13 protein-coding genes are annotated in these 17,147 nt (G+C 75.1%); 5 read left to right on the top strand and 8 right to left on the bottom strand.

Annotated features, from left to right (window positions below):
* Positions 1–32: 32 nt before the first annotated feature.
* The 4 genes from G339_RS0100525 to wecB are packed head-to-tail and all read right to left on the bottom strand — an operon-like array spanning position 33 to position 5,718.
* Complete coding sequence (locus G339_RS0100525) at positions 33–1,619, bottom strand: hypothetical protein (RefSeq protein ID WP_157407223.1); 1,587 nt, start codon at positions 1,617–1,619, stop codon at positions 33–35.
* Positions 1,620–1,650: 31 nt separating this feature from the next.
* Positions 1,651–3,879, bottom strand: a complete 2,229-nt coding sequence (locus G339_RS0100520; protein WP_019629121.1) for a glycosyltransferase — start codon at positions 3,877–3,879, stop codon at positions 1,651–1,653.
* Entirely contained in the window at positions 3,819–4,616 is a 798-nt protein-coding gene (locus G339_RS0100515) for a hypothetical protein (RefSeq protein ID WP_019629120.1), read from the bottom strand. The genes G339_RS0100520 and G339_RS0100515 overlap by 61 nt, the downstream gene beginning before the upstream one ends.
* Positions 4,609–5,718 carry a non-hydrolyzing UDP-N-acetylglucosamine 2-epimerase gene (gene wecB, locus G339_RS0100510; protein WP_019629119.1) on the bottom strand — a complete coding sequence of 370 codons (1,110 nt, stop codon included), beginning with the start codon at positions 5,716–5,718 and terminating at the stop codon, positions 4,609–4,611. Before wecB ends, G339_RS0100515 begins: the two co-directional genes overlap by 8 nt.
* Before the next feature lie 213 nt (positions 5,719–5,931).
* Between wecB and G339_RS0100505 the strand changes: the two genes are divergently transcribed.
* On the top strand, positions 5,932–7,188 hold the full coding sequence (locus G339_RS0100505) for a nucleotide sugar dehydrogenase (RefSeq protein WP_019629118.1): 1,257 nt from the start codon (positions 5,932–5,934) through the stop codon (positions 7,186–7,188).
* Positions 7,189–7,304: 116 nt separating this feature from the next.
* On the top strand, positions 7,305–8,465 hold the full coding sequence (locus tag G339_RS0100500) for a glycosyltransferase (protein ID WP_019629117.1): 1,161 nt from the start codon (positions 7,305–7,307) through the stop codon (positions 8,463–8,465).
* Positions 8,466–8,622: 157 nt separating this feature from the next.
* Here G339_RS0100500 and G339_RS0100495 read toward each other — a convergent pair whose 3' ends face one another.
* Positions 8,623–10,581 carry an outer membrane protein assembly factor BamB family protein gene (locus G339_RS0100495; RefSeq protein ID WP_019629116.1) on the bottom strand — a complete coding sequence of 653 codons (1,959 nt, stop codon included), beginning with the start codon at positions 10,579–10,581 and terminating at the stop codon, positions 8,623–8,625.
* 108 nt (positions 10,582–10,689) lie between these two features.
* Here G339_RS0100495 and G339_RS0100490 point away from each other — a divergent pair, with 108 nt between their 5' ends.
* From G339_RS0100490 to G339_RS0100480, 3 genes are all read left to right on the top strand, one after another.
* Positions 10,690–11,271 (top strand): HD domain-containing protein, encoded by a 582-nt coding sequence (locus G339_RS0100490; protein WP_019629115.1) that lies wholly within the window; start codon positions 10,690–10,692, stop codon positions 11,269–11,271.
* Positions 11,272–11,290: 19 nt separating this feature from the next.
* Entirely contained in the window at positions 11,291–11,779 is a 489-nt protein-coding gene (locus G339_RS0100485; RefSeq protein WP_019629114.1) for an SRPBCC family protein, read from the top strand.
* Between the two features lie 61 nt (positions 11,780–11,840).
* Entirely contained in the window at positions 11,841–14,252 is a 2,412-nt protein-coding gene (locus G339_RS0100480; RefSeq protein ID WP_019629113.1) for a HelD family protein, read from the top strand.
* A 14-nt stretch (positions 14,253–14,266) separates the two neighbouring features.
* Here the strand turns inward: G339_RS0100480 and G339_RS0100475 are convergent, their stop codons facing one another.
* From G339_RS0100475 to G339_RS0100465, 3 genes are read right to left on the bottom strand one after another with little or no spacing between them, the layout of a single operon-like run.
* Positions 14,267–15,175, bottom strand: coding sequence for a glycosyltransferase (locus G339_RS0100475; RefSeq protein WP_026341014.1), 909 nt, complete (start codon positions 15,173–15,175; stop codon positions 14,267–14,269).
* A 28-nt stretch (positions 15,176–15,203) separates the two neighbouring features.
* Positions 15,204–16,073: a CDP-alcohol phosphatidyltransferase family protein gene (locus tag G339_RS0100470; protein WP_019629111.1), complete on the bottom strand. Its 870-nt coding sequence runs from the start codon at positions 16,071–16,073 to the stop codon at positions 15,204–15,206.
* On the bottom strand, positions 16,051–17,124 hold the full coding sequence (locus G339_RS0100465) for an iron-containing alcohol dehydrogenase family protein (RefSeq protein WP_019629110.1): 1,074 nt from the start codon (positions 17,122–17,124) through the stop codon (positions 16,051–16,053). Before G339_RS0100465 ends, G339_RS0100470 begins: the two co-directional genes overlap by 23 nt.
* Between the last annotated feature and the right edge of the window lie 23 nt (positions 17,125–17,147).

Below are 17,147 nucleotides of genomic sequence, written 5' to 3'. Positions count from 1 at the left end.
GAGCCTACCGAGCGTGTACGCGAGATGAAGCATTACGCGCGACGGCAGACGAGTACTTGTTTCCCGGACATTTTCCGCGTATCGAAGCCGGGCAGAGCGCCCTTCTTCATCGGCGCGGTGGACCGTGCGGCGAGGACGCAGGAGACGTCGTACCGGTCCGCGATGCGGCTCCGCTCCGCGGGAGATGCGGTCTTCCGGAAGAAGGCGGCGACGTCGTCACGCCGCTCCTGCTCGTTCACGAACGGGTAGGGCCAAGACGGTCTGACGGTGTACGCGCCGTGAGCGTTCACGACCCGGCCCGCCCAGTTGACGTTCGTCATGACGACGGTGCCCGGCCGGATGTCGCGGGCCAGCGCGTCGTACGGCGTCTGGACCTTCGTGTGAACGTTCCAATCTTTCAGGACATCGTACGAAACATCCCATGCGCGAAGCAGGCCGCCCGCGTTGGCGTCGAGCCCGGCGAGGCATACGACGAACGTCGCGACCCCGTACGCGACCCGCGCCGGAACGCGCCGCGTCGCGGTGCCGAGCCGGATGGCGAGGGCTAGGTGCAGCGGCAGGAGGACGGCGGGTATGACGCGCCCGTAGCCGTAGTTGCCGAGCACCAGGACACCCACGGCGAGCACGAGCAGCGCGCCCGCGAACAGTGCCTGGAGTTCACGGCCGAGCGGCCGCCGCCCGGCGAAGAAGAGGGCGGGCAGACCGATGAGGGCGAAGAGATAGCCGGGGAGTCCCCAGTCGCGCGTGATGTCGTCGATCAGTGGGCGGTGGATCTCCGAGAAGTCGCCGGAAGCGCCGAGGAGCGTCGTGATGTCCGACCAGGGCCATACGAAGACCGCCGCCACGGCGACCGCGCCCGCCGCCAGCAACCAGCGCAGTGAAGCCCAGGTGAGCGCGGACCGCAGGCGGGGAAAGTGGCACAGGGCGAACGCGACGAGGCCGATCACCGTGTTGATCGCCGTGAACGGGTGGGTGAGGACGATGACCCAGCACAGCGCGGCGAGCAGCGCGGGCCGCCGCCATCCGCCGGGGCGGTCGAGCCATGAGAGCGCGACATCCCAGGTGAGGAGCATCAGCGCCGTGGCGAACGTGCTCGGGTAGGTCAGCGTCCAGGACAGCGAGTACAGGTCGAGGAACCCGCTCCAGTCGCGCGGCTCCGTGCCCCACAGCAGCAGCGTGAAGACCACGGCGAGGACCGCCGGGAAGGCTCCCGCCCGGCGTCCGACGAGCCGCCAGAAACCGGTGAGCAGCAACGCGATGTTGACGAGGCCCGCGATCTCCAGCACGGTCCGCGCGCCGACGCCCCATCCGGCGAACGCGAGGAACACCGTGTAGGGCGAGTAGTACGGGCTGCCCTCACCGGCTCCGACCATCGGATCGCGGGGATCCAGCGGATCGCGCCGCAATCCGTCGATGGTCGCCAGATGGAGCCGGAAGTCCCCCGCCCACTGGTGGCGGACCGTCACGAGGACGGCCCACAGGAGCACGCACGCCACGAGCACCGCGTACGGTCCGCGCCACCAGGGCGCGGGACGGCCCGGTCCGTCTGGAGCCGACCGGCGCGCGCCCTCGGCACGCAGCGTCGTCGAACCCGATCCGGTGGTTTTCTCCTCCCCCACGTTCGAAAGGCTATAGGCGCGGGTCACATGATCAAACCGCCGGTACCGCATCGTTGATCTTCGCGGCGGCGATGAGGTCGATCCACTGGCGGCACACCTCGTCGAGCCCGTACGCGGCGCGGACCTGGGCGCGGGCGTCCGCGCGGTCGGTCTCCCACGTCCCGCCCGCGACCGAGGCGGCGATCGAGTCGGCCATCGCGGACGTCGTGGCGTGAATCCAGCGGCGGTCGTAGATCGTGTCCGCGCCGGGCCAGTCCAGCAGGGCCGGGACGGCCCCGGACGCCATGCCTTCGGCGGGGGCGAGGTGGAAGCTCTCGTCGTCGCTGGTGGAGAGGACGAACCCGACGCGCCGCAGCCACGCGGCGACGTCGTGGCCGTACGCGTCGAAGACGACGCCGCCCGCGAGCAGCGGGGACCGGCGGATGCGGCGGAAGAGCCGTTCGTAGTGGGCGCGTTCCTCGGGCTTCCGCCAGATCCACCAGTAGTCCCACGGCAGCTTCGACTTCACGAACAGGACGAAGCGCGGGTCGTCGCGGCGCAGGTCCTCGACGGCGTCGAGCGCGAGGTCGAGGCGCTTGCGCGAGGGCGCGATCCCGATCATGCCGAGGTGGTGCTCGGCTCCGGCGAGTTTGGGCCGGTCGAGCTGGGTGTCGTCCACCCAGTTGGGGATGACGGTGACCTTCTCGCGCGGCCAGCCGGTGGTGGCGACGGTCAGGTCCGCGTAGTGCGGACTGACGCAGATCACCTGGTCCACGGCGTCGATGTCGAGCTGCTTGGGCCAGTCGGCGTACAGCTCGAAGCGGTGGAGCCGGACGAGGAGTCGCTGGCCGGGCCGCTTGCGCTCGGCGTACCAGAGCGCGTTCGGCCCGCACCACTCGCAGACGATGACGTCCGCCCACTCGATGAGCGCCCGGCCGCGTTCGGGGTCGTGCGCCTTCAGCGCGGCCCAGTGGTCCACGCGGACCTCGATGTCGGGCCGGGACCGCAGGTAGTCCAGCAGGCGGGTGAAGAACTTCAGGTCGTGCCCGGCGACGCCGACGCGCAGCTTGTGCCCGCCGGGCGCGGCGGCCAGGACGGCGTCGGACGGCTCGGGGAACACCCGGGCGAGGCAGCCGCGCAACCGGTCCGCCGCCGCGTCGAGCGTGAAGCCCTCGGCGGCGGCGCGGCAGCGGCGGGCGGCGAGCGCGTACCGGTCGGGGTCGGCGCGGACGGACGCGAGCACGTCCACGACGTCGTCCTCGGTCGCGGCGAACAGCGGGTAGTCCGCGCCGAACAACCGCTCGTGCATGGGCGTCCGGTTGACGACGACGGGCACGCCGAGCAGTCCGCACTCCAGCAGCTTCGTGGACAGCTCAAGGCCGGCGTCGAGCGCCGGGTGCCGCCACGACAGGCCGATGTCGCAGCCCGCCGTGATCCGCATCGCCTCGGCGCGGGGGTGGCCGCCGTGCCGGACGACGCCGGGCGCGGAGGCGAGCGCGTTCTCCATCCGGGCCGCGTACGACGGGTCGTCCGGGTCCTCGTGGATCTTGTCGCCGACCATGTGGACCTCGGCGGCGACGCCGCGCTCGGCCAGCAGGGCGGGCAGCCGGGTCATCTCCAGCGTGTTCCATCGGGGCGCGAACTTGCCCGTGTAGACCAGCCGGAGCGGCCGGTCGGCCGTGACGGGCCGGTCCTGCGCGGGGACGATCCGGTCGGGCAGCACCGCGACGGGCGGGAACAGCTCGCTCTTGCCCGCCGTCGCCGGGACGGCCGCCTCCAGGAAGCCGCGCAGTTCCTCGGTCTGGCAGAGCAGCAGGCGCGAGGCGTCCGCGATCCGGCCGAGTTCGGCGGCCGCCGCGTGGGTCATCTCGTCCGCCGACTGGGGGATGTCGGTGAGGTACGTCCACAGCCGTCCGGCGAGGGGCCCGGCGGCGAGCTTCGCGGCGATCGTCCGGCCGCGCACCACGACGAGGTCGAACGGGTCGGCGGCGTCGAGCTCGCCGAGGACGGCGGCGGCCCAGCGCGGCGGCATCGGGACCTTCGCCGGAATGCGGCCCGCCGCGTGCGGGCTGTGGACGGTGACGCCCGGGAGCGCGCGCAGCGGGTCGACCAGGCGCCCGGTCCGCACCGGCGCCTTCAGGACGAGCGTCACCGCGCATCCGGCACGCGCCAGCGCCTGGACCATGCCCTGCGCCCAGACGGCCGATCCGTCGATCAGGTTCAGATCGACATCGCCGTAGACGAGGGCGCGCGGTCGCCGGGTGTGCTCGGTGGGTCGCACGGGGTCTCCTGGTGGTCGGGGTCGTAGGCGGTGAGCCCGGACGGGCTCGTGACGGTGGCGTCCCAGTCGAGGACGGCGAGGGTGGGCGGGACCTGGACGTCCGGCGCCCGGTAGAGCAGGACGGGCAGGTTCCGCGAACGGGCGACGCGGCGCAGGTCGGCCAGGGCGCGGTCGCGGTCGAACTGCCCCGGCACGCCGAGGTACGCCCACGGCCCGCCGGGCGCGCCGGCGGCGGCGTCCACGACCAGGGCGTCCAGGTCGGCGTCGGCCAGGACGACCCGCCCGTCGTGCGGCGAGACCGGCACGACGCGGGCGTGCTCGGCGAGGGCGTCGGCGGTGCCGGGGCCGAGGACGCCCGCGACGATCGGGCCGCGCACCGCCTCCCCGGCGGGCGGCGTCGCGACGAGCAGGCGGTCCTCGGCGCGGACGGGCTCGTCGAACCGCGCGGTGTCGCGGCCGCCCGTCCCGTTTGCCCGGACGGGCGCGTTCCGGTCGCGCCACAGCCGGTACAGCTCGCGCGGCAGCCGGACGCCGCGCTTGCCGGGCGCCCGCGCCGCCGAGGCGACGATCCGCCCGAAGCGGTAGGTCGTGGACCCTTCCAGCGCGGCGAGCCGCCGCTCCAGCTCGCCGAGGCGCTGCTCGCGGTCTTTCAGCAGGGCGCGCAGCCGGGCGGCCCTGCGGCGCTCCCGCGCGGCCTCGGCGGCGGGGTCGTCGGGCAGGTCGGAACGGTCAGCCACGGACGAACTCCATGATCACGTCGGCGATTCGGGGTCCGGCGTGCCCGTCCCACAGCGGTGGGCGGCGGTTCGCCGGGACGGGCGGGGCCGCGAGCGCCTTGCGCGCCTCGGGGACCAGTTCGGCGGGCGTCACCAGGCGGTTGGTGCCGTGGGTGATGGTGGCGGGCCGCTCGGTGTTGGGCCGGACGGTCAGGCACGGCACGCCGAGGACGGTCGTCTCCTCCTGGAGCCCGCCCGAGTCGGTGACGACGGCCGCCGCGCCGCGCACGGCGGCGAGGAAGTCGAGGTAGCCGAGCGGTTCGCGGACGTGGACGCGCGGGTGCTCGTCCAGCCCGGCGGCCAGCAGCGCGGCCCGGCCTCGGGGGTGGACGGGGATGACCACGTCCGCGAGGTCCGCGACGCCGTGCAGGTGCCCGACGAGGTCGGCGGCGGTCGCCGGGTCGTCGACGTTCGCGGGCCGGTGCAGCGTCGCGAGCACGTACCGGTCGGGCAGGGCGTGCTCGGCGCGGGCGCGGGCGGTGTCGAACCGGGCGAGGTTGCCGAGCAGCGTGTCGATCATCGGGTTGCCGACGAAGTGGATGCGCTCGACGGCCACGCCCTCGTTCGCCAGGTGCCCGACCGCCTCGGGGCTCGTGACGAGGCACAGGTCGGAGAGCTGGTCGGTGACCCGCCGGTTGACCTCCTCGGGCATCGTCATGTCGAAGCTGCGCAGCCCGGCCTCGACGTGGGCGACCGGCACGCCGATCTTGGCGGCGGCGAGCGCGGCGGCGATCGTGGAGTTCACGTCGCCGTACACCACGACCAGGCGCGGCGCGCGGCGCAGGAACTCGGCCTCCAGGCCGGTCAGCAGGGCGGCCGTCTGCGCGGCGTGGCCGCCCGACCCGACGCCGAGGTTGACGTCCGGCTCCGGCAGGCCCAGCTCGGTGAAGAACACCTCCGACATGCGCTCGTCGTAGTGCTGGCCGGTGTGGACGACGGCCTGCGCCGCCCCCCGCGCCTCCAGCGCGCGCACCACCGGCGCGGCCTTCACGAAATTGGGGCGCGCCCCGAGGACGTGCAGGACGATCCCGCCGTCGCGCGCTCCGGCACCGTTCTCTGTCATCGCCTCTTCCTCGCAGTCATCCGGCATTTCACCCGTTCATACCAAGTGATGCCACCACCCGTCGCGAAGGAACGGAACCCGGCGTGGCGGAAAGGTGAACAACCGGAGAAATCGCAAGGTGAGGGGGCCGGAACCGAAGAGACGTGATCTAACGTCCGAAAGTGGAGACCGGAATTTCCGGGTGATCGCAAGAACCGTGAAAGGAGGTGCCCGGTGGATCTCGTAGTCATCGGGCTCGGTTACGTCGGGCTCCCGCTGGTCCGCGAGGCGTGCGCGGCGGGGCTGTCGACGGCCGGACTGGAACGCAGCGAGGCCGTCGTCGAGGGGCTGCGGGCGGGCCGCTCGCACGTGGACGACGTGTCGGCCGAGGACGTCGCGGCGATGCTCGCGGCGGGCTTCGCACCGACGACCGACCAGGCCGTCCTGGCCGAGGCGCGCACGATCGTGATCTGCGTGCCGACGCCGCTGTCGCCGGACGGCGGCCCCGACCTGTCGGCGGTCACGCAGGCGGCCGAGACGGCCGCGGCCCACCTGGCGCCCGGCGCGCTCGTCGTCCTGGAGTCGACCACGTACCCAGGAACGACCGACGAGGTCGTGCGGCCGATCCTGGAGAAGTCGGGCCTGTCGGCGGGCACCGACTTCCACCTGGCGTTCTCGCCGGAGCGCATCGACCCGGGCAACGCCGAGTACGGCGTCCGCAACACGCCCAAGATCGTCGGGGGGCTGACGCCCGCGTGCGCCGCGGCGGCCGCCGGCTTCTACGGGCGGTTCGTGGACCGTGTCGTGCAGGCGCGGGGCACGCGCGAGGCCGAGATGGCGAAGCTGCTGGAGAACACCTACCGGCACGTCAACATCGCCCTGGTCAACGAGATGGCGGTGTTCTGCCACGAGCTGGGCATCGACCTGTGGGACGCGATCGACTGCGCCGCCACCAAGCCGTTCGGCTTCCAGGCGTTCCGGCCGGGGCCGGGCGTCGGCGGGCACTGCATCCCGATCGACCCGAACTACCTGTCGTACAAGGTCCGCTCGCTGGGCTACCCGTTCCGGTTCGTCGAACTGGCGCAGGAGATCAACGACCGGATGCCGCGCTACGTCGCGGAACGCGCCCAGCAGCTCCTCAACCAGCAGGGGCGCGCGCTGAAGGGCTCGCGGGTGCTGCTGCTCGGCGTCACCTACAAGGCCGACATCGCCGACCAGCGCGAGTCCCCGGCGCGGCCGGTCGCGCGGCGGCTGGCGCGGCTCGGCGCGGAGCTGGTCTTCCACGACCCGTACGTGCGCGACTGGGAGGTCGACGGCTCGGCCGTTCCGGCCGTCGGTCTGGCGGAGGGCCTCGCCGGCGCGGACCTCGCGATCGTCCTCACCGACCACCGCGAGTACGACCCGGACGCGCTCGCCCGCGACGCCCGGTTGCTGTTCGACACGCGGGGCCGCACGCGCGGCCTTTCCGAGCCGACGGTGGAAATGTTGTGACGGTCATGTCTTCCGGCGCCGTCCACCTGCCGGACACACCCTCTTTGCGAGAAATTTCCGACAATCGCGAAGAGTCCGGATCAACGATTGATCGTACTTTTCCCGGAGTGAGGCGAATGCGGATCTGCGTTTGCACGGTCGTGCATCACCCCGAGGACGCCAGAATCCTGCACCGGCAGATTCGGGCGCTGCTCGACGCCGGTCACGAGGTCACCTACATCGCGCCTTTCCGCGCGTGCAACGCGACGCCGTGGCGGCGCGTCAGCCCGGTGGACGTGCCGCGCGCGACCGGCCGCCACCGCGCGGCGGCGGTGCGGGCCGCGCACCGCGCGCTCACCGAGCACGCCGGCTACGCCGACATCGTGCTGCTCCACGACCCGGAGCTGCTCGTCGGGCTGCCGCGCGCGGTGCGCCGCCGCACGGTCGTGTGGGACGTCCACGAGGACACCGCCGCCGCGCTCGCGGGCAAGGGCTGGCTGCCGAGGCCGCTGGTGCCGCTGCTGCGGCCCCTCGTCCGGCACGTGGAGCTGCGGACCGAGCGGCGGCACCGGCTGCTGCTCGCCGAGGAGGCGTACCGGGAGCGGTTCCGCGGCCCGCACCCGGTCGTGCCCAACACGACCTACGTGCCGGACCTGCCGCCCGCGCCGCCCGGCGACCGCCGCGTCGTCCACGTCGGGCACCTGTCGGCCGCGCGCGGCGCGCACGACATGATCGCCGCCGCGCGGCTGCTCGCGCCCGAGGGGGTGACCGTCGAGCTGATCGGCCCCGCCGACCCCGACGTGCGTCCCGCGCTGCGCGACGCCCAGCGCACGGGCGTCGTCCGCTGGTACGGGTTCGTCCCGAACGACCGGGCGCTGCGGATCGCCGAGGGCGCGACGGCGGGGCTGGCGCTCCTGCACGACAACCCCAACCACCGGCACTCGATGCCGACCAAGGTCGTCGAGTACATGGCGCGCGGCCTGCCGGTGATCACCACGCCGAACCCGGCCGCCGCGGCGCTCGTCGAGGACGCGGGCGCGGGGATCGTCGTCCCGTACGGCGACCCGGTGGCCGTCGCGGACGCCGTGCGGCGGCTGTGCGCGGACGACGAGCTGCGCGTCGGCTGCGGCAAGCGCGGCCACGAGACGGCGCTGGCGAAGTACCACTGGCCTCTCCAGGCCGAGTCGTTCGTCGCGCACCTGGAGGCGTGGGCGGCGGAGGCCGCCGCCCCGGCCGTCCGGCGCGCGCCGCTCGCGGAGCCGGGCACGCAGGCCGACAGCCCGGCGAGCGCGGTCTGACGCGCTCCGCCGCCGAACTCGGCCGGACTCCGCCCGGCACGGCGGCCCGTCCGCCTGCGCTGCGGCGAAGCGTGCGCCGTCGCCTGGCTCTTCGGTCCGCCCCGGAACTCCCGTGCCGCCGAGCTCGTTCATCCGGACCGCGCGCCTCCCATCGGCGCTAACCGGACTCCCCAGGCCGCGCTGGAAGGCTCCTACCGTCCGCCGCCATGCTCGGGGCCGCGTTTCGCGGTAGATCCCGGGCCGGGTCTCGCGGCTGCTTCTTCGGGTCGCCGGATCGGCCGGTCCGCGGCGCGTCCATCGCCCGCAGCCGGGCCGCGACCGCGCGCGCGAGCCGCACCGCCGCGCCCTGCGGACGCGCGGCCTGCACCACCACGACCGTGCGGTCCACCCGCAGCGCGACCGTGCCGGACAGCGGACCCAGCTCGTACGCCTCGTCCGCGCCCACGTCGCCGCGCCGCCGCGCCTGCGCCTGCACCGCCTGCAGCGCGTCGAGCATCCCCGACGCCGCGCCCCCGTCCGGGGCGACCCAGCGCACCGACACCAGCAGCGGACTTTCGCCCCAGCCGCCCGCGGGCGCGCCCTTCGCGGGCTCCTTCGGCGTGTAGAGGCACGACACCGGGCGCGGCAGCCGCGTCCCGCCGACCGTGACGTGCTCCGCCGCGACGCGGTGCGCGGGCATCCGCACCGCCGCGAGGTCGGCGCGGCCGAGCAGCGCGCACGCGTCCGGCCAGTCGTGCGGCGGGACGCCGCCCAGCTCGGCGGGGCCGACCCGCTCCTGGCCGCCGCGCAGCGCCACCAGCCGCGCCGCGCCGGTCGGCCGGGGCGCGGCCTCCGGCACGGCCGCGTACAGCAGCCCGCCCGCCGCCGCGAGCCACGGGCGGACGCCGTCGAGCGCCGGGTCGAGGACGAACGGCGCGGGCACCGGCCGCACCGACCCGTCCCCGGGCGACACGACGTCGATCCCGGCGGGCAGCAGCGCGTCCGCGAGCCGGGGCCGCAGGGCGTACACCGCGCCGCCCGCCGCCGCGAGCGCCGCGTACGCGGGCGCGTCGCGCCGCCACAGCGAGCGCCCGGAGCCGGGATCGACGGCCTCGATCCGCCCGGACCGCGTGCCGTCGCCGTCATCGTCGGCGGCGGGCTGGTAGGCGACGATCAGCGGCCCGCCGTCCACGAGCACGGCGGGGCACATCGTGTCGCCGCAGACGTCGTCGCCCTTCCACACGGCGAGCGTCGACCCGTCGGCCGCGAACGCGCGCAGCGCCGTGCCGTCGGCCGCGAGCACCGCGCCGCCGCGCACGGCGACCTGCGGCGCGCCGCCCGGGCCGAGGTCCCGCACCCACCGGGACCGGCCCGTCGCCGGGTCGAGGGCCAGCAGCCGCCCGCCGCCCGCGCAGTCCAGCGCGACGGCCACGATCGTCTCGGTCGCGTCGGCGGCCTGCGCGGCGTCCTCGAACAGGCGGCAGCCGCGCGGCAGCGGCAGCGTCCAGCGCCGGTCGCCCGTCGCCGCCGACCGGCCGTACAGCTCGGCGCGGTCCGGCCCGGTCGTCACGACGTTCCCCGACCCGGCGGGCCAGCGCAGCGTCTCGCGCGCCGCCGACGCGGGCAGGTCGCCCGAGCGCCGCCACAGGACGCCGCCCGACAGCGCGTCGAACGCGACGGTCTGCCGGTCGCCGCGCCGGTCGCCCCGCACGAACGACGCGACGATCCGCGTCCCGGTCGTCGCCCACGCCGCGAGCGTCCAGCCGATCCGGCGGTACCCCCAGCGGGCGGCACCGGTGCGGGCGTCGCGCACGTCGAGGCCGTGCCCGGACACCGCGACGGCCTGCCCGTCCGCCACCGCGTAGGCGACGGCGCCCGCGCCGCCGGACGGAACGCGCTCGGACCGCTCCCAACTCACCGCGAGCGGCCCCGGCGGCGGCCCGAGGTCGAGCTGCGCGCGGACGGGCGCGTCCGTCACCGAGTGCCGCACCTGCCACCACTCCGCGCCGAGCACGAACCGGTCCACCGAGTAGGCGGCCGCCCCGACGCCGAGCGCGACGGCCAGCAGCCCGGCGACCAGCCCGCGGCGGACCGGGAGCCTGCGCGCGGGCCCGCGGGGGAACCGGCGCAGCGCCACGACCGCCGCCTCCCTCCCGTACCGTTTGCGGCGAGAAATCTCCGAGCCTCCAGCCTGCCCTGTGCGCGCGCCGAGCGCGACACGCCCCGATCCAACAGGGAGCCGCGCATGCGGATCTTCACCTCGTGGCGGACGTGGGACGACGCCCGCGCCGCACTCCCCGTCGATCCCGCCGCCCTCGACGACGCGGCCGCCGCCGCGCTCGCCTGGCACGGCGACCAGACCCGCCCCACCGGTGCCCCGTACGTCGAGCACCTGCTGGAGGCGCTGGAGGCGCAGGCCGTCGGCGCGGGCGTCACCGACCACGGCGTGCTCGCCGCGACGCTGCTGCACGACGTGGTGGAGGACACGTCCGCGACCGTCTCCGACGTCGAGGCCCGCTTCGGCGCGGACGTCGCCGAGCTCGTCGACTGGGTCACCAAGCCCCCGGCGACCGGGCCGGGCCGGCAGGCCAAGCGCGCCGCGAAGGCCGCGTACCTGCGCCGCCTGCGGGACGCGCCGCCGCGCGCCGTGCAGGTGAAGCTCGCGGACCGGATCAGCAACGTCCAGCGGCTGGAGCAGATGCCGCCCGATTTCCAGCGCCGCTACTACGCCGAGACCGTCACCTACGTCCTGCCGCTTGCCCCGCCGGGCTCCTGGTACGCGGACTGGTACGCCGAGTGGGCGCGGCAGTACGCTCACCTGCGCTGACCCCCGGAGGAGGACCGTCATGGAACGCGAGTGGGTGGCCGAGGAGAGCGTCGTCGTGGCGGCCCCGCCCGAGGCGGTGTACGCGGCGGTCGCCGATCCGCGCCGCATGCGCGAGTGGAGTCCCGAGCTGTTCGCCGTCCTGGTGCGCGGCGGCGGCCGGAAGTTCACCGGCTTCAACCGCATCGGCGCGCGGGTCTGGTTCACCGACTGCCGCGTGACGGTCGCCGAACCGGGCCGCAACTACGCGTTCCGCGTGACGAGCTTCGGGCTGCCCGTGGCCCTGTGGGGTTACCGCGTGGAGGACATCGGCGGCGGCTCGGTCCGCCTCGCCGAGTACTGGGAGGACCTGCGGCGCGACCACCGCGGCGCGGGCCTGGTCTCCCTGCTCGGCCGCGTCTTCACCGGCGTCGCCGCGCCCGACCGCGCCGAGCGCAACCGCGCCGGGATGCGCACGACGCTCGCCCGGATCAAGGCGGCCGTCGAGGCGGAGGCCGCGGCCGCCTCCTGACGGACGGCGCGGGGGCGACGCAATAAGCTGTCCCCTTCCCGTCTTCAAGGAGCAGCCCGCCATGCCGTCCCCGGTCAAGGACCAGGAGATCGCCGCCGAGCAGCGGTACGTCGACCGGGCCTACGCGCGGCTCGACGAGATGCGCGCCGAGGCCCAGGCCCTGCTGCGCGAGGGGTACCGGCAGTCGCTCGCCGGGACCAAGGGCTCGCTGGTGGACCGCGACGCGATGGTCCACCAGGCGGCGCTGCGCGCCCAGGCCCTCGACGTCGCGGACGACGGCCTGGTCTTCGGCCGCCTCGACCTCGTCCCGCGCGACCGGGACGAGCCGTCCGAGGCCGCCGCGCGGATCGAGAACGGCCGCGAGGTCCGCTACATCGGCCGCATCGGCGTCCGGACGGGCGAGCACGACTCGCTGGTCATCGACTGGCGCGCTCCCGCCGCCGAGGACTTCTACCGGGCGACGCCCGAGGACCCGCGCGGCGTGATCCGCCGCCGCGTGCTGCACTCGCGCGGCCACGCGGTCGTGGACATCGAGGACGACCTTCTCGACCCCGACGCCGCCGAGGGACTGACGGTCGTCGGGGACGGCGCGTTCCTGGCGTCCCTCGCCCGCACGCGCGAGGGCGCGATGCGCGACATCGTCGCGACGATCCAGCGCGAGCAGGACGAGGTCATCCGCGCCCCCGCCGACGGCACCGTCCTGGTGCGCGGCGCTCCCGGCACGGGCAAGACGGCCGTCGCGCTGCACCGCGTCGCGTACCTGCTGTTCCGCCACCGCCGCAAGTTCGGGTCGCGGGGCGTGCTCGTCGTCGGCCCGAACCGCCGCTTCACCGCCTACATCGAGCGGGTGCTGCCGTCGCTCGGCGAGGGTTCGGCGACGCTGCGGTCCCTCGGCGACCTCGTGCCGGGCGTGACCGCGTCCGTCCACGACGCGCCCGCCGTCGCGCGGATCAAGGGCGCGGAGGAGATGACGGCGGTGCTGCGCCGCGCCGTCGCTGACCAGCCGCCGGACGCGCCGGACGAGCTGCGCGTCGTCTACCGGGGCATCGTCGTCCGGCTGGACCGCCCCGGCCTCGACCGGCTCCGCGCCGACCTGCACCGCCGCAACCGGGGCGCGGTGAACGGCGCGCGCGGCCGCGTCGCCGCCGCGCTGCTCGACGCCCTGTGGGCGGTGTTCGGCGCTGCGGGCGGCCGGGAGGCCGCCGCGCGGGACGCCGCCGACGACGGCTCCGCCGTGTGGGGCGCGCTGCTGGCCGCCGAGGGCCTGGGCGAGATCGACGGGCCGTCCGGCGGCCGCGCCGCGCCCGCCGCCGGGAGCCGCGCCGACTTCGACGCCCGCGTCCGGGGGCAGCGCGCGTTCACCGACTTCCTCCAGGCGTGGTGGCCGATCCGCCGCCCGCTCGACGTGCTCGCCGCTCTCGCCGATCCCGGCCGGCTGCGGCGCGCGGCGGGCCGGGAGGTCCCGCGCGCGGACGTCCCGGCGCTCGCGGAGTCGTGGGCGGCGCTGCCGGGCCGGGCCAGCTACCAGGACGTCGCCCTGCTGGACGAGCTGGACGCCCTGCTCGGCCCGCTCCCCCGCCCGGCCCGCCGCCCCGCCGACGACGACGATCCGTTCGTGGTCGACGGCGTGAACATCCTCACCGGCCAGCAGGTCGCCGACGACGACGCCGAACCCGAGATGCGCGAGCTGACGACGTCGATCGAACGGCTCGAACGCGCCCGCCGGGTGGACGACGGCGTGGTCGAGGAGCGCCCCGAGTACGCGCACGTCGTCGTGGACGAGGCGCAGGACCTCTCCCCGATGCAGTGGCGGATGCTGGGCCGCCGGGGCAGGCAGGCGAGCTGGACCGTGGTCGAGGACCCGGCGCAGAGCGCCTGGGAGGACCTGGCGGCGGCCCGCCGGGCGATGGACGCCGCCCTGGGCGGCGGCACCGGGTCGAAGAACCGCCGCCGGGGCGCGCGCCGCGAACCGGCCCGCCGCACCCGGCACGAGTACGAGCTGACCACGAACTACCGCAACTCCACGGAGATCGCGGCGGTGTCGGCGCGCGTGCTGGCGCTCGCGCTGCCGGAGGCGCGGCCCGCCCGCGCGGTCCGCACGTCGGGCATCGCGCCGGAGATCCGCCGGGTTCCGGCCGACGGGCTGGCGGCGGCGGTCCGCGCGTCGGCCGAGGCGCTGCTCGACCGGGTCGAGGGCACGATCGGCGTGATCGTCCCGCTGCCGGACGGCGACGCCTGGACCGAGGCGGCCCGCGCCCGCCTCGCCGAGGGCTTCCCCGAACGCGTGCAGGTCCTGGACGTCCTGGAGGCCAAGGGCCTGGAGTTCGACGCGGCGGTGATCGCGGCCCCCGAGACGGTCGCGGAGCAGTCCCCGCGCGGCCTGCGGGTCCTCTACGTCGCCGTCTCCCGCGCCACGCAGTACCTGCACGTCCTGACGGCCGACGACCGCTGGCTCACCGAACTGACCGCCTGAGACGGGCCGCGGCGCTAGATGATCGGCGGGCGGCCGGTGCGCGTCATGCGCCAGGCCGTCTTCCAGGAGATGGGGCGGCGCGGCCCGGCGGGCTTGCGCCAGCCCTCGGCGAACCCGGCGAACCACGGCTTGAGCGCGCTCGGCTTCCGCTCGCGCAGGACCGTCATCGCGACCCACACCGAGAGGTACGTCAGCGCCAGCGGCCACGGCAGGTTCCGCCGGGCCAGCCACACGCGGTTCCGCGCGTTGTAGCGGTAGAACATCTCGTGCCGCGTCGGCAGGACGGCCGGGTGGTACATCACCGCCGCCGCGTCGTACACGATGTGGTAGCCCGCGTTCAGGACCTGCCAGGCGAGGTCGGTCTCCTCGTGGGCGTAGAAGAAGTCCTCCGGGAGGCCGCCGCCCGCGTCGAAGGCGCTGCGCCGCATCGCGCACGCGCCGCCGAGGAACGTCGTCACCGCCGAGGACCGCTCCGGGTCGCCCGCGCGGAGCCGGGGGACGTGCCGCCGCTCGCCGCGCCCGCCCTCGGGGTCGCGGACGCGGAACGACACGACGCCGAGCGACGGGTCCGCGGCGAACCGGTCCCGCAGGTGCGCGCCGAGGCGCGGCGAGCGGTACCAGCCGTCGTCGTCGAGGAACAGGATCAGGTCCCCCGAGGACGCCTCGACGCCCCGGTTGCGCCCCGCGGGGATGCCGACGTTCTTGGGCAGCCGGACGAGCACCACCCGCTTGTCGTCGAACACCGGGTCGTCGCCGGGCCGCCAGTCGCCGGAGACGCCCTGCCCGACGAGCACGACCTCGACCTCGACGTGCTCCTGCTCAAGGGCGCTGCGCACCGCGCGCGCCAGCTCGACCGGGCGGTTGCCCATCGTCAGCACGACGACGCTGAGCAGTCCGCCGTCGCGCGCGGGGGCGTTCTCCATCTGGTCCTGCGGGGTCACTGCGCGCCTTTCACTTCAATCTGCGGGAGGCGAGGATGCTGATCAGGTGCAGCAGCGTCTGCAGCACCGCCACCACGGCGACCGCCACGGTCAGCACGCGCGTCGCGGCGGGGGTGTCGGTCCCGAGGACGACGTCCAGGAGGGCCGCCGCGACGATCAGCAGCGACAGCTCGACCGCGCCGATGATCCGGTGGAACTTCAGCATCGAGGCGGCCTGCCGGGCCAGCGCGATGCGCGTGGACCGGGGCCGCAGCGCCCGGTCGCCGCCGGACGGGTCGGCGGGCAGTCCCGACTTGGCCCGCGCCACCACGACGTTGTCGGTCTCCGCCTTGATCAGCGCCGCGCCGAGCGCGGCGAGCAGCCCCAGCTCGACGTAGCCGCCGGTGTCCCAGCCGCCCTGCGCGGCGAAGCCGAGGCCGGTGAGCAGTGCGACCTCCGACAGGTAGTGCCCGATCCGGTCGAGGAAGACGCCGCCGACGGACGTCTGCCGCAGGTACCGGGCGACCTCGCCGTCGATGCAGTCGAGCAGCAGGTAGAGCTGGATCAGCACGGCGCCGCCGAGCGCCGTCCACAGCGCGCCGGTGCCGGAGGCGGGCAGCGACACGACGGCGCCCGCGAGGACGCCGCAGACCATCATCAGGTACGTGAGCTGGTTCGGGGAGAACCCCAGGCGCAGCGCCGCCCAGGCGAAGTACGGCGACAGCGACCGCATGTAGATGCGGCCCGCCCAGTGCTCCTCGTTGCGGCGGTCCTTCAGGCCGGGCGGCTGCCCGTGCCGCCGGATGTCGGCGACCCGCGCGGCCCGGCGGGGCGGACGCGGCTCGCCGCCGTCGTCCGGCGTCTCGCGCTCCGGCAGCTCAGCCTCCGTGGGCCTGGACATACTCTTCCACCGCCTTGCGGGTCGCAGCCTCGTCGAGGTCGAGATGCTCCAAGATCGTATAGCGGCCGGGGCGGGTGCGCGGGGCGTATCGGACGGCCGTCGTGAACTCCTCGACGGTCAGCCCGACGTCCTCGGGCAGCTTGGGCAGCCCGTGCCGGTCGAGGCACGCGACGATCTCCGCGAGCCGCTCCGCGCCGTCCCCGAGCCGCGTCGCGCGCAGGTGGAAGCAGAACGCCGCGCCGATGCCCGCGAGCTCCCCGTGGTTCGCGGTGTTCGGGTAGAGCTGGTCGATCGCGTGGAGAATCTCGTGGTCGCCGCCGGACGCGGGCCGCGAGTCGCCCGCGAACGACATCGCGAGTCCCGACAGGACCAGCCCCTCGGCCAGGACGGTGAGGAACCGGTCGGAGTCGATCGTCCCCGGCTGGTGCAGCAACGCCTCGGCGGCGGTCCGGGCGACGGTCAGCGCCATCCGGTCGACCTTCTCGCCGCAGTGCTCGGCGGCGAGCAGCCAGTCCTCGACGGCGGAGAAGTTGCTGACGACGTCGCCGATCCCGGCCCGGACGAGCCGGGGCGGCGCGGCGTGGACGTAGTCGAGGTCCACCACCATCGCCAGCGGCATGACGACGCCGAAGGACCCCTTGCCCTTCTCGTGCGTCAGGGACGCGACGGGCGAGCAGATCCCGTCGTGCGACAGGTTCGTCGCGACCGACACCATCGGGATGCCCGACAGCGTCGCCGCGTACTTGGTGGCGTCGATCGTGCGGCCGCCGCCGATCCCGACGACGGCCTCGTACGAACCGGCGCGCAGCCGCGAGCCGAGCGCGACGGCGGCGTCCACGGTGCCGCCCTCCACCTGGAAGACCTCGCAGGCGGCCAGCGACTCGCGGGCGTGCTCGGCGATCTTCTCGCCCTGGCCGGGGCCGACCGCGATGGCGACGCGTCCCTCGGTGGCGATGCGCCGGTCGGCGAGCAGCTCGCCGAGGGCCGCGACGGCGCCGCGCCGGACGTCGATGGACAGCGGCGCGGTCAGCATCCGTGTCAGCAGGGGCATGGGCCTCCCTCTCGGGCGCCGGC

This window comes from Actinomadura atramentaria DSM 43919, assembly GCF_000381885.1.
Taxonomy (GTDB): domain Bacteria; phylum Actinomycetota; class Actinomycetes; order Streptosporangiales; family Streptosporangiaceae; genus Spirillospora; species Spirillospora atramentaria.
The sequence above is the reverse complement of the archived record's forward strand: the minus strand, read 5'-3'. Positions and strand labels throughout refer to the sequence as shown.

Excerpts from the sequence above, each read along its gene's own strand:
- wecB (WP_019629119.1), bottom strand. The coding sequence starts at position 5,718 with ATGACAGAGAACGGTGCCGGAGCGCGCGACGGCGGGATCGTCCTGCAC.
- G339_RS0100500 (WP_019629117.1), top strand. The coding sequence starts at position 7,305 with ATGCGGATCTGCGTTTGCACGGTCGTGCATCACCCCGAGGACGCCAGA.
- G339_RS0100490 (WP_019629115.1), top strand. The coding sequence starts at position 10,690 with ATGCGGATCTTCACCTCGTGGCGGACGTGGGACGACGCCCGCGCCGCA.
- G339_RS0100485 (WP_019629114.1), top strand. The coding sequence starts at position 11,291 with ATGGAACGCGAGTGGGTGGCCGAGGAGAGCGTCGTCGTGGCGGCCCCG.
- G339_RS0100480 (WP_019629113.1), top strand. The coding sequence starts at position 11,841 with ATGCCGTCCCCGGTCAAGGACCAGGAGATCGCCGCCGAGCAGCGGTAC.
- G339_RS0100475 (WP_026341014.1), bottom strand. The coding sequence starts at position 15,175 with ATGGAGAACGCCCCCGCGCGCGACGGCGGACTGCTCAGCGTCGTCGTG.
- G339_RS0100470 (WP_019629111.1), bottom strand. The coding sequence starts at position 16,073 with ATGTCCAGGCCCACGGAGGCTGAGCTGCCGGAGCGCGAGACGCCGGAC.
- G339_RS0100465 (WP_019629110.1), bottom strand. The coding sequence starts at position 17,124 with ATGCCCCTGCTGACACGGATGCTGACCGCGCCGCTGTCCATCGACGTC.